At 53.5% G+C, this 13553-nt stretch carries 6 protein-coding genes; 5 read left to right on the top strand and 1 reads right to left on the bottom strand.

Features of this window, described 5'->3' with window-relative positions; genetic code table 11:
* The first annotated feature begins 23 nt into the window (after positions 1-23).
* From NTU47_17745 to NTU47_17725, 5 genes are all read left to right on the top strand, one after another.
* Positions 24-833 carry a carbohydrate ABC transporter permease gene (locus NTU47_17745; protein ID MCX6135654.1) on the top strand — a complete coding sequence of 270 codons (810 nt, stop codon included), beginning with the start codon at positions 24-26 and terminating at the stop codon, positions 831-833.
* 31 nt (positions 834-864) lie between these two features.
* Positions 865-3117: a trehalase family glycosidase gene (locus NTU47_17740; protein MCX6135653.1), complete on the top strand. Its 2253-nt coding sequence runs from the start codon at positions 865-867 to the stop codon at positions 3115-3117.
* Positions 3118-3168: 51 nt separating this feature from the next.
* Complete coding sequence (locus NTU47_17735) at positions 3169-4485, top strand: amino acid permease (protein ID MCX6135652.1); 1317 nt, start codon at positions 3169-3171, stop codon at positions 4483-4485.
* Between the two features lie 94 nt (positions 4486-4579).
* Positions 4580-7441, top strand: a complete 2862-nt coding sequence (locus tag NTU47_17730; protein MCX6135651.1) for a hypothetical protein — start codon at positions 4580-4582, stop codon at positions 7439-7441.
* On the top strand, positions 7438-10815 hold the full coding sequence (locus NTU47_17725) for a GH116 family glycosyl hydrolase (GenBank protein ID MCX6135650.1): 3378 nt from the start codon (positions 7438-7440) through the stop codon (positions 10813-10815). The genes NTU47_17730 and NTU47_17725 overlap by 4 nt, the downstream gene beginning before the upstream one ends.
* 74 nt (positions 10816-10889) lie before the next feature.
* Here NTU47_17725 and NTU47_17720 read toward each other — a convergent pair whose 3' ends face one another.
* Entirely contained in the window at positions 10890-13376 is a 2487-nt protein-coding gene (locus NTU47_17720; GenBank protein ID MCX6135649.1) for a zinc-dependent metalloprotease, read from the bottom strand.
* Positions 13377-13553 lie beyond the last annotated feature (177 nt).

The raw sequence follows: 13553 nt of genomic DNA, 5'->3' as shown, positions 1-13553 counted from the left end.
AGGTTACTGTGCCGATGAAGCGTTTGAACCGACTTTTGATTTATGGCGGCCTGGTTCTGCTCGCGCTCTCCATGCTCCTCCCTTTTCTGTGGATGCTCAGTACTTCGCTCATGAGCGAATTGGAAGTGTATCAATTCCCGCCCCGGTTTGTCCCCTCCGTGTTGAAGTGGTCGAATTACGGAGAGGCAATGACGCTCCAACCGTTCGGGCGATTCTTCCTGAACTCTTTCATCGTTGCTGCTGCTTCCGTGATCGGGCAGCTCACGTTTTGCTCGATGGCGGCATACGCTTTTGCGCGGCTCCGTTTCCGATGGCGAGACAGAATCTTCGCCCTCTACCTGAGCACCATGATGATACCGGCGATGGTCACAATCATTCCGGCATTTCTCCTCATCAACACGTTCGGTTGGATGAACACCTACTGGGCGCTGTTCACTCCCACAGTCTCAAGCGTGTGGGGGATATTTCTTCTGCGCCAGTTCTTTCTGACAATTCCAAGGGATATCGAAGATGCAGCGCGCGTCGATGGCGCCTCGGAACTCACGATCTTCCTCCGGGTGATCCTTCCTCTGTCTAAGCCCGCTCTTGCGACGCTTGCAATTTTCGCCTTCATGGGGAGCTGGAAAGACTTTCTGTGGCCGCTGATCGTCACGAACCGGACCGACATGAGGACCGTCGAAGTCGGAATCGCTAATTTCAGTAACCTGTACACAACCGACTGGCCACATCAGATGGCCGCAGCCGTAGTTGTTATGCTCCCCGTCGTTGTGGTGTTCATTGCGGCACAGAAGTACTTCGTCAAAGGGATCACCATGACCGGTTTGAAGGGATGAAGTCTTCCTTTTCTAAGGACGGAACAATGACATGAAGAAAATCGACCTGCTCCGTTATCTTGAGCGAAACGACAAATGGTACCTCGGCGGCGGAAATCGCCTGCTATGGGCTCCCACGTTCCCTCTCTTTCTTGATTTCCCCGGATTCTGGGATGAAGCGCACTACTATAACTATGAGATCAAACCTCTGTTCACTTGGGCGATTCTCGATGACGCGGGACGGGAGTCCCCACTTACATTTTGCAGACGAACCTGGAATCCGGCTTTCATGACCCAGGAATACGATTGTACGCTCAAAGGAGATGCGCGGCATGTTCAGGTGCTGGAAACAAAATCCCTTCTTCCCAACGATGTAGCGCTCAGTGTCGTCACATTGAAAAACCGCTCACGCAATACACTCCGCCTTCACCTCGTGGCATGGACCATTCAGGAAATCGTCCCATCCAAATCATCGGCTTGGATAACCGACGTGGAGCGGGGTCGTGACGGAATTGCGTTCACCAAATTCGTACGTCCCTCGGTGGCACCGCACGTTGAAATTGCCTGCGCGCTTGCAATGCGTGCATCGAACCAATCCTATTCCGTCAGTCTCAGCGAGCGGACTGCTGTCCAGCCTCATTGGGCTCTGACTCCCTGGTTCGAGACGTTTCACGAAGGGAGATTGCAGAACACCAGCGAGATTACGGGATCGGAACAGGAGGGGCTCATCTATGCAGGACTTCACACAGAGATCACGCTCAAACCAGGAATGGAAGCTGAAATACCAATAGCCTTCGCGGCTTCCCCCTCGTCCGATGAGACCTATGGCAACGTACGTGCGGCTCTCCGCCAGAACAATCCGGCCGAACTGAGCAGAATCAGCTGGAACGATCACTTCGCCTCTGTCCCCCATTTTAATTCCTCGGACGAGTTCTTGACTCGCTACTACTGGTATCGATGGTACGGACTCAAACTTAACACCCAGTACGGCAATGATGGAAACTACAAACGTCCTTTTGTCTGTGAGGGGATCGGCTATTTTCGCGCTCCCATTTCGTACAGTGCTCAATGCCATATCCTGGAAAACCGCTGGATGCACGATCCTGAGCTCGCCCGCGGAAGCCTTCTGACATTTATCGACAACCAACGCGATGATGGCGGGTTCCGTGGCTACATCGATATGAACCACTACCGGCAGGAAATGTTCTACCACGCGAACTGGGGAAATGCCTTGCTTCAGCTTCACGCCATGCATCCTTCCGCGGATTACCTGGGGCAGGTGTACGAAGGGCTGAAGAAGTACGCCGGCTATTTCGACAAAGAACGCGACGAAGAGATCAGCGGACTGTACGACATCGAGAATCATTATGAGACGGGCCAGGAATACATGCACAGGTATACGGCGGTCAATCCACGGGCCGACGAGGAACATTGGGGCGAAGCATTCAGACTCAAGGGAGTCGATGTTACCGTCTATCTGTACGAGCTCAAACGGGCGTTGTCGGCCGTTGCCGAGACACTTGGCAGAACCGACGAAAGCGAGCTATGGAGAATCGAAGCCGGGAAGATCAAGACGGCTGTACTCGAGAGAATGTGGGACTCCGAGCAGGAGATGTTTTTTGATGTCGATCCTGCCTCTGGAAATCGGACCCTGGTAAAGGCCGCCACGTGTTTCTATCCATACTTCACCGACATCGTAGACAGGAGTCATCTCCCCGGACTCAAGCGTCATCTTCTAAACAAGAAAGAATTCTGGACGCCCTACCCCGTTCCCTCCTCCAGTGCGGATGATGAGTTCTTTTCAGCCTCTCCCACCTGGAAAGGCAAGCGCATGAACTGTCCGTGGAACGGGCGGGTCTGGCCGATGACGAACAGCCACATAGCAGAAGTCCTCGCCGCCGCGGCGATCGCATTCTCAGACAAAGGACTGCGCAAGAAGGCGGCTGAGTTCATGACGAAGTACGTTAGATTGATGTTCTTCGACGGAGATCCCCGGCGCCCGAACTGCTTCGAGCACTACAATCCCGAATCAGGAACGCCCAGTATCTACCGCGGCATTGATGACTACCAGCATTCCTGGGTAAACGACCTCATCCTGAAGTATGTGTGTGGAATACGACCGGAAGAGTTTTCTGTTCTCATCGATCCATTCCCATTCAACCTCGACTCCGTTACTGTTGACAATGTCCTGGTGCGAGGCAGATATCTCCGGGTGGACGTCCGGAGATCACGATTCACGGTTTGGCTCGATGGCGAACATCATGCCGAAAGTGTCATTGGCAAGGCTATCCAAATACAGATATAGTTCACGACAATCCCCCAACAATAATATCACCAGCGACAATCGACTTCCCTTATGGCAGATCTCCGGCGTGAGCTTTCCCTCTTTGACATGACCATGATCGCTATAGGGTCATCCATCGGTTCCGGAATATTCCTTACACCAGCACTCATTGCAAAAGCGCTCCCCTCTCCTGTCTGGATTCTCGGAATCTGGGTTCTCGGCGGTCTCACAACCATGTGCGGTGCCCTGACATATGCAGAACTCGGTGCCATGATGCCCCGGGCGGGCGGTGTGTATGTGTTTCTTACTAAAGCGTACGGGGGGCTGGTCGGTTTTCTGTACGGATGGGCATATTTCCTTGTCGTCAACACCGGTGCACTTGCTGCTTTGGCTCTGGCGTTTTCCACCTACCTCGGCTTCTTCGTGCCGTTTGCCGGCGAGCACACAACCCTGGTGGGAATACTGGGAATCATCCTGGTTACCATCATAAACATTCTGGGCGTTAAAGCCGGAGGCATCTTCTCCGATTTGTTTACGGTCCTGAAGATCCTTGGGATAGTTGCTCTCATCGCAGTTGGTATTGGCTGGGGATCGAGCACGACCACGGATTTCTCAATACCGCTCGGACACCTTCCGAACGGTCTGTCGAGCGCTCTGACGCTCGCCTTCGTGAGCGTTCTCTGGTCTTTTGGCGGCTGGCAGCACGCGACCTTCACGGCAGCGGAAGCAAAAGACCCAAAAAGGAGTGTCCCTCGTTCGCTCATCATCGGGGCACTCGCGGTTACGATCATCTATATCTCGACGAATGTTGCATACATGTTTCTCATGACTCCAGCTCAGATGGCAGCTTCTCCTCGCGTTGCAGCGGATGCCATCAGCCTTGTTCTCGGACCTGTAGGGGGCAGTCTGATTGCAATCACGATCTTCATATCCACATTCGGGACAACCGGTATCTACACACTGACGGCTCCGCGGATCTACTATGCGATGGCGAATGATGGCCTCTTCTTCAAGAAAGTCGCCGAGGTCCATCCAAGATTTCGGACACCGATGCTCGCCATTGCCCTTCAATCTGCCTGGGCGATCGTGCTCATCCTGTTTTGGGGAACATTCGAAAGCCTGATTTCCTATGTTGTGTTTACAGATTGGATATTCTTTGCGCTCGCAGCATTCAGCATTTTTATTTTCCGACGGCGTCTACCGCAGGCGGAGCGCCCGTATAGGACGCTTGGATACCCACTAACGCCCATATTGTTCGTGACGATTTCAACACTCTTTGTGATCTATACACTTTTCGAAAAGCCAGCAGAGTCGTTAGCAGGTCTTGCTTTCCTCGCCGCGGGTGTTCCGGTCTTCTTGTTCTGGAAAAGGAAGAACAGACCTCGATAGGATTGTGCAGTTGTTGCAGAACCCAATCAGATGATCTCAAGACGTTATGCATATCCCGGGTGTTGACGACGAACTCTCAGCAAAGAAACATCAAATGAGACAGATCGCCATAATCTTGTTTCTGGCATTTTCCAGTTCCCTTCTGTCTGCGCAGACGGTCTGGTTCCAGGACGATTTCCAACGCGTTGATCTCGGGCGTCAATGGAAGGCTGCGACAGGTGACTGGCACACCAAAGGGAATTGTCTTCAGATCAATTCGAGGGATTACGACGATTTGCTTTCGTCTTCGTTCTATGCGTTTGCGGACCAGCCATTCTCGATCGAAGCAACCCTCAGGGGCATTCGTGCTGGTCTCTATTTCAGCCTTGACGATCGGTCCTCAAAAGCGCTTTCGCACATGGTTCGATTCGACGAGAAGAGTTTTCTTGCCGGGTACTTCAATGCTGCAGGGGAATTCACAGCCACCAGCACTTTTGACTCTCCGAAGATACCATCCGACTGGACAACTCTTCGAATCGACGTCGACCCCGTACATAGCCGTTACAAGGTTTTCATCGACGGAGAAATCGTCGGCGTCGATACCAATCTCGTTTTCGTATCCGGGTACATAGGACTTGAATCCTCCGACGGATTGTCTGAGTTCAAATCAGTTCGCGTTTCCGCAAGCGGACCGCCATCGATCGTCCGAATACCGGGAAAACGTGATAAGGTTTCCTTCGCACATCTTGCCTACGTCCGTGAGCGTGGATCGACTCTCGAAGTCTACCACCCCGAGTTGAAACAATTGCTTCGGATCGATGCAGAAGGCTCACTGCTGTCAGCCGAGCCGATGAAGACACCTCCAGAGATGCCAAAGCAGATTGGACTCGACGGAAAGACATTTGCCATACTCGGCAGGCGGATACTGGTTTCAGACTCATCCGGAGCACTCGTCGATTCCATCTCAGAGCGGCTCGTTTCTCCAACCTCACTTGCCTCACACTCCGGAAAACTCTTTGCGGCCGATCCGGGCGCGAGAGTCATTTTCGTGTTCAACTCAAGCGGGCATCTTGAAAACACTATTGATGCTGCGGTCATCGGGGGATTCAAGGCCCCTCGCGGTATTGCTGTCTTCGGCAGGAACACCCTCGTCGTAGCTGACTACGACAAACTGGTCTTTTTGAATGATGATCCTCCGGCACAGCCATCGGCAATCACCGACAGGAATCTGGGAAGTTGTCAGATTTCATGGACGACAAACCTCTCTGGTCCCGCCTGGCTGGACGTGGCACGAGATGGAGAATCTTGGCGCACCGATGCTGCGGTCAATGATCACAATCAGCGATCTGTTTCTCTGTCCAAACTCAGTCCACTTTCGCGGTACAGCTACAGATTTGGTCCTGCCCTGAAGACAGTACCCGGGAAGTATTCCTCTTCGAAGCAGTTCCGCTTCTCAACTCCCCCCGCCGATCCAAGAATGACATCACTGACACGTCTGCCAGTGATGTGTATAGTGTACCGCACGATCAGCTACAGGGATAAGTACCCTCAGATTCACTTTCCCGGAGTCCCCGCTGGAAGGACTCTGGATTCTGCTGATATGGAGTATCTCAGACAGGCAACCGCATTCAACAGCGAGTTCTACTTTCGAAACTCAGGCTGTAAGGTAGTTCTGGATTTCGACATGTACGTCGTTGAAGACACTTTGTGGTTGCACGAAGTCGGAGACACTGATCCATATTGGTTATCGCCAAACGAGCGCGTAACGCACGACTTCGAGAAGGCGGCTCGCTTCTATGGAAAGAACCCCGACGACTATTGTGGACTGGTCTGTCCCTATGCCTGGTTCAACTATCCATCTCGTCGAGCAAGCGCACTACGCGATTCAACAAGAAAGGACACCGTTGTAATCAGGCAGGCTGTCGGCGGCGGCACGTACGGCGTACCGGCACCATGGAAGTATGGCAAGACGGCCGGATATACAAGCAACCCGTTCCAGGATCGCTTCAGCCGTCAGGACTGGTTGATCACGCATGAGTTTCACCATCAGATTGACGCCCTGATGGAGATGTCAGGGTTTCCAGAGTACTACCACGCTGATCAGCCATGGAAAATGCCGGGACGGTTCGGTGAAGACTTCGATTTCAATGCAAAGATCATCAGAAACGCAGACAGGACCTGTTGGCTTACTCTGAAATTTGGAAAGCTGTATGCAACGCTTGATGCCGACAGAGATGGGGTGCCAGATGACGACCGGACGCTCCCATTCGACGAGAAACGTCTGGGGAGCGACCCTGCTTCGAGCGACTCCGATGATGATGGTTTGTCAGATCTTGAAGAAGTGATGATGGGATCTTCGCGATCATCCTCCCTTACAAAGAAGGACACGGATAGCGACGGAATACTTGACAAAGTTGACCCTGAGCCCCTCTACCCCATGAATCCCGCAATTCAGCGAATCAAGAGTGTGACCGAGCTCGAGTCTTGTCCCTTCGGGGCGATTCATACCAGCTTGATGGATGCCCAATTTTATCTCGCCTGGACCGATTCCGCCCTCTATCTCTCTGCTCTCACTGCACAACCGGCAAACCTGCTCGTTCAGATCGATGCCAACAACGATGGTTGGTTCCACGGCTTTGACAATTTCCAAATTCGCGTGCTCAATAACGGAGATTCTGCGAAGGTGGCCGATTACTATCTTCGCGATTGTTCTGACTGGGTAAATACCCCGAAAGATCGACGGGACATCCTGCGATCGACGGGACTCAGCGTGGTCTCGGTCAAACTCGACCGATCCGGCAACACGATTTACCGTAATCGTCTCACCCTGAGAATCCCCAGAAACGATCGATACGGGTTACAGTTGGCAAGGGGGAAGAGGCTCAGTCTCCGTTTCGGAGTGCAGACCCAGACGGATCTCTGGGTTTGGAATGAACTGTTCGAACGAAACTACATGATGCAGGTAGAATTGCATTGAAGAAGATCGCGTTTCTCATCGTTGACCCTCATACACTCAACCAGGAGGAACATTCCGCCTGGTCATTCGTGTCGAGGCTCAAGACATTTCGAGCAGAGAAAGTTCTCTTCTCAGCCCTGGATAAGAATCCTCGCTCACTCCTGAACTTCGATCTTGCATGGTGGCACTTCGACGAGTCGCTTGAACTGCCGGAGATTGCAACAAACGACAGCACGATCAGATCCATCCGGGCATTTCTCTCGAAAGGACGGGGACTGCTCCTTTCCCTGGCCTCTGCACAATACGTTGTGGATCTTGGCCTCGAATCAATCAGGCCGAACATCTGTGTCTCCGGCCTGTGGGAAGAAAAGTCGTGGGCCGAAGGACATCCGGATACCCGCGGTTTCGGAGCTTTCGGTCAACATCCGATATTCAAAGGCTTTTCCGGGGGAACCTTCACATCGGCTCCGGACATCGGACGACGCTATACTGCTGCGTACTATGAAGATCAGCTCCCTGCTGCGGGCAGAGTTGTCGCAGTCGAAAAATTGTACATCAAGCTCGATGAGCAGCGCCGGAACGTCATCGAGCACAGCCTGGATGCAGGCCGGATCGTGTCCATCGGGTCGCACTTCTATTTTTCGGACTCGGAACAGCGGTTCAGAAGACAACTGGAACATTTCGCCTCGAATTGCTTCTCCTATCTGTCAACCCCAACCGCGCGGAAGTCAGAAAAGGTGAATGAGCGCATCTACTGGGACTTTTCCCTTCCGACCGTTGCCGAGTTCAGCCACCGGAGCAAACCGCTCTCGGTGACCTCGCACAAGCTCCCGACAAGATCGGACGAACTTGTTATCCATAGGGATTTTGCGGCGCCGGATCTGACTGAACAGTTTTTCGATCTCAGTGGCAGGCGGGTCCTGATCATGGGTGGAGAACGCGGCGGCATTTCCGAAATCTGGTGTCACCCGGTTCGAATACTGGACAATCTCAAGATTCAGTTTCGAGTCGGCAAAGCCCTCCCACAATGGAGCCACGAGCTCTCCCCCGTCGTGACGATATGCCCTGAATCGCTCACCCGCAGATACAACTTGAATGATGCAACAATCGAAGAAACTCTTTTCGCTGATCTCTTAAAACCGTGTGGAGCGATTCACTACAGTGTCAGGTCCAGAAAGACAGTGCAGATTGTTCTGTCTGCCCGCATAGATCTAAGGACTATGTGGCCGTTGAGTGATCGGGCGATCGGGTCTCGTCGTTTCGCTTGGGATGAAGCAATTCATGCGGGGATCATCACGGATGCCTCCGGCCAATCATCCTCAATCCTGGGTTCATCACGAAAGCCAACGGACCATTTGATTGGCCAATACTCGGAGATAGTCCTGGAAGGCGATCGACTCAAAGGGCTCCCGACTGAAAGCTCCGCCGTGGCATTAGGATTCCGCGTATCGCTCAATTCTGGAGCCAGGCAGTGCACGATCGCTTTCGCGGGTTCCGGGCAAAGCATGCAGGAGTCAATTCAGTCGTACCGATCAGTCGTCCAGCGACCAGGTCCATCGCTGGGGAGACAGCGCTCACGATTACGATCCGTCCTAAGGTCTTCCGTTCGATTCGCAACTCCCTCCGAACAAGTCAACAACGCCTACCGGTGGGCAATCGCCGGTTTGGACAAGTTCGTAGTCGAGGCACCTTTGCTGGGACGATCCTTTGTCGCCGGCTATGGACTGAGCAGTGAGGGATGGAATGGAGGTCATACCATCAGCGGCAGGCCAGGGTACGCCTGGTACTTCGGCCGGGACAGCGTTTGGACAGGCCTTGCGGCATTGGCCTGCGGTGAACATGAAATAGTCCGTGATGTTCTCGAATTCCTTGGCAATTATCAGGATATTGACGGCAAAGTGCTCCATGAATTGACGACAAGCGGATACGCTCACTACGACGCAGCTGATTCGACTCCGCTCTATCTCGTTCTGATGGGCCGGTATGTGAGGGCTACGGGCGATCGCGAATTTGCAGCCAGTGAGTTCTCGAGGTTAATCAAGGCGATAGAATATTGCTATTCAACTGACACCGACAACGACCATCTGATTGAGAATGCGAATGTTGGACATGGCTGGGTTGAAGGGGGACAGCTCTTCCCATCTCATGCGGAGCACTACCTGAATGCCTGCTGGGCAGAAGCGCTCTTGCAGAGCTCCTTCATGGCCGAGCTTCTTTCCGAACGACGACTCGGACGAAAGTGGAACGAGAAGGCTGAGCTGGTGCGCACCGTGTTGAAAAGGGAGTTCTGGAATCCGCGCACAGGCTTCTACAACTTCTCCAAGTGCCGGGACGGAAGTTTTGTTGAAGAGAAAACCGTCCTTCCATCCGTCGGGATGTACTTCAAGTGCACGGAACACGACAAAGCGCAACACAGTCTGGCTGAATACTCGGGTGACAACTTTTCCTCGGATTGGGGCGTACGAATCGTTGGCAAAGACAACCGGTTCTTCAATCCCACGGGGTATCACTACGGAAGTATCTGGCCGCTGTTCACCGGCTGGACCTCTCTCGCGGAATTCACCAATCTGCGACCTCTGCAGGGCTATATGCATCTCCTGAGCAATGCGCTGCTGTACGATCAGTTCAGTGCCGGCAACATGGAGGAGGTCCTTCACGGAGAGGTATTTCGACCAGTGGGAGTTTGCCCTCACCAGGCATGGTCACAATCGATGGTCATTCAACCGCTGATAGAGGGGTTGCTCGGACTGGAGACGGATGTCATCCACAAGACTGTGCACATGAGCCCCTATTTTCCACCGGATTGGAGAGAAGCGAGCGTAAAGAACATCCGACTCGGCGATCACCGAATGGACTTGGATCTCTACCGCAAGGAGAAAGAAACCGTCTTCGTTATTTCTCTCCGACGTTATTCAAACAAGTCCAGACCCTCTGCAAACTACTCACTCTCCTTCCGCCCGTTCTTCTCACTCGGCACATTTATCGAGCGTTTCACGATTGGCTCGACCATGCACAATTTCGCGGTCCTGGTTGACGACTACCGCGCATTACCCACCGTGCAACTCCAGCTCGGCAGGAAAACAGTTGTTCGAGTTGAGCACAAGCAGGGCCTGGCTCTCATCCCGGCAGTTCCGCATTTCCAGCACGGACAAAAGTCGAAAGGGGTTCGAGTTGTGAATGAATCCTGGCGCAACAAGTCATACGTTCTGACTCTTGAAGGCAAGCCCGGCGAAGATTCGATCATCGAGGTCCTTGATCGATCTCGTACTGCCCGAAGCGTCGAAGGCGCGCGGGTGCTCGCGCATGACGGAGACCATCTCATTCTCGCCGTCCCATTTGAGGGGGACCAATCAGCGGGGTCTTACGTGCGCAAAGACGTTGTCGTGAACACGTAAGATCATTCCATCGTGGACACAAAAAAGCCCGGCGGGATCAACCCCCCGGGCTTTTTGAGTTTGATAGAACTGCCTTATTTCGACTTGTCAGGATACAGGATTTTGGCTATCTGATCCCTGCTGTCCTTCAGATGAGCTTTCGTTTCCCGGTCTCCCGCTTTTGCCATTGAGGCAGCAATGGTTGCATCGAGATCGAGTAGCTCCGTCCGAATCAGCGCACGCGCCTCGCCCGGTACTGAGGCGGGAGGAGCGGGCGAGAATCCTGCCGGCAATCCAACAGGCATTATCACCGGCGGCGGATTAAGCTTTGCCCCCATCGCATCGATGTAGGTGCGTTGAAGGTTCCTACGATAGACGTCGGTCTTCACCATGGCCGATTTCAATTCACTCCAAATACCTGTCCGGAGATCCTCGAGCATTTCGCTCAACTTGTAGGGATTGTCCCCCTTTTTTGCAAGAGCAGCCGAATTGATCAATCGCGACATCCGATCGTTATTCAGAAGAATGTTGACGAGTTGACGCTGGCCTGCCAGAACCCGGTCGACGGCTCCTGATGGCTCAATCAGAGCCAGGATGCTCGGCCGCAGCAGTTCAGTTGGGGTGCGGAATGCCTCTTTCTGAAGAAAGTCCATACACTCCTTCTGTTTCTCGCGGGCAATAGGGACATGGATGACGCCTGTCTGTCCAGCTACTTTCTCGGTTCGAACAATACCACCGACATAGTTCGCGACATGACCAAATTCCCTGCTGCGCTGTGCGAGGAGTTGTCCATAGACCTCCTTCAGCGTGCTGTAGTCTTCTCCGTCTTTTGTTGTCGCGCTGATCAGCATGTCAGCAATGGCGTTGATATTCTTCAGGCCATACTTCGTCGCTGCCACCGGGTCTGCACCCATGTCCTCCGTCTGAACCGTCGGGTCGCTGGCATCTGAAACCCCAAACCGCAGATACGGTTCTTTTTCCTGCCTCGAAGCGATCTTGTTGAGCTCAACTTTTTCCTCATCGGGGGTCTTTGCGCCGGGGATCGGCTTGTAACCCCATTCAACTGCAAACTTGTCATACGGCCCGATCATCGGAATCAGGCGCGCATTGTCACCAGGCTGGGCGACGTAGTTGAAGCGCCCGTAGTCCATGATAGAAGCCTCATTGCCGTATCTCGCCGTGAAGGAAGCGCTTCGCAGGCTGTCGACCGGGTACTGCGAGGTCGCCTTCCAGTTATGGGGAAAGCCGAGGGAATGTCCGACTTCGTGCGCCGCGATGTAACGAAGAAGCTCGCCCATCAGGCTGTCCGGCAACGGAAGCGTTTTCGCTGAGGGATCGAGATTGCCAACCTGAACGAAATACCAATCGCGCGCGAGATTCATCACATTATGGAAGAAACCGATATCAGCATCGAGGATCTCGCCGGTGCGCGGGTCACTGACGTGCGGGCCATAGGCGTTCTCGATCTCGGATGGGAGCCAGCGAATCGTCGAGTATCGGGCATCCTCACCGCTCCAATTCGGGTCTTCCTTTTCGCTTGGTGCGTACTTCGCAATGATAGCGTTTTTGAATCCGGCTTTCTCAAATGCCCCCTGCCAGTCTTCCACACCCTTCTTCAGCCAGGGTTTCCATTTGTCCGGCGTGCCGCGGTCTATGAAAAACGTAATCGGCTTCACCGGCTCAGAGAGCTCGCCGCGGGCAAGCGCTCCGGGATCTTTTGGTTCCAGCCGCCACCGCGCGATATACCGGCGCTGTTCGGCACGTTGTGAATCATATCCGTAGTCATACAGAGCCACGCCGAAGAATCCAACCCGTGAATCAGACAACCGCGGCATCATAGGTTTTTCCGGTAACCGAACCATTGAATGGTGCATGGTGATGGTCAGGGATGCAAGCGACGCATCCATCGGGACCTGAGCGGCATCGAACGTGACCGTTGCTTCCGTCTCGATGTTATCCGGGAACGCGCGGCTGTATTCGATGTATGAACGCTTTGAATCGAGCCGGCGAACGCGCAACTGCTCTCGCTGGAACCGGTTCATACCCATCTCGGCGACATCTGTTGTGAAGAGGTCGGTCACATCGATCACGACATTTGAACTATCCTTGTTGACTGCTTGAATATCGAACGCCATGATGATAGGCGGCAGCGTTGCCTTTTTCACGCTCGCAGCCACCGGAAGCGTGTCTGCCGCGACGGAAGCGAATATTCTGCTCCGTAACAGCATGCGGTCTCCTACACGTTCCCACCGAACCACCTGTTCATTGATCGCATCTCCCCCGTATCCCATTCCGGTTTGCGTCTTTGCCTGCGTGGACACAAGCAGGAAGTCCTTTTTGACCTCTTTCTTGGGAATCTCGAAGAAGAACTTCTCTTTGATCCGATGAACAATAAAGAGCCCCGTGTCGGATTTGGCTTCCTTGGTGATGACCTGCGCATACGGTTTCATTCCCGCCGGCGGCACGGGGGGCTTCTGCGACGCCGAATCCGGCTTCGCTGGAGATCCTTCGGATGACGATTTGAACATCGCACACCCGCTGATAAAAAATACTGACAGCACAATGAAAAGAGTCTTCTTCATTGTTCATTCCTTCCGTTGAAGTAGTTGCAGGGATTTCAGTCTCATGCTGCTGGTATTGTGATCAGGGTAACGGCGTCTTCCGCGAGGATCAAGCCGATCGTGACCAGCCGGACCGTGTCGATGAGTAGCTGTGCGGACCACAAGGTGCGGACTGCTCTGCCGGTCACGCGAAAGTAC

The sequence above is a fragment of the Ignavibacteriales bacterium genome, assembly GCA_026390595.1.
Taxonomy (GTDB): domain Bacteria; phylum Bacteroidota; class Ignavibacteria; order UBA10030; family UBA10030; genus UBA9647.
This window is presented reverse-complemented; position numbering and strand designations above follow the sequence as displayed.

Excerpts from the sequence above, each read along its gene's own strand:
- NTU47_17740 (MCX6135653.1), top strand. The coding sequence starts at position 865 with ATGAAGAAAATCGACCTGCTCCGTTATCTTGAGCGAAACGACAAATGG.
- NTU47_17735 (MCX6135652.1), top strand. The coding sequence starts at position 3,169 with ATGGCAGATCTCCGGCGTGAGCTTTCCCTCTTTGACATGACCATGATC.
- NTU47_17730 (MCX6135651.1), top strand. The coding sequence starts at position 4,580 with ATGAGACAGATCGCCATAATCTTGTTTCTGGCATTTTCCAGTTCCCTT.
- NTU47_17720 (MCX6135649.1), bottom strand. The coding sequence starts at position 13,376 with ATGAAGAAGACTCTTTTCATTGTGCTGTCAGTATTTTTTATCAGCGGG.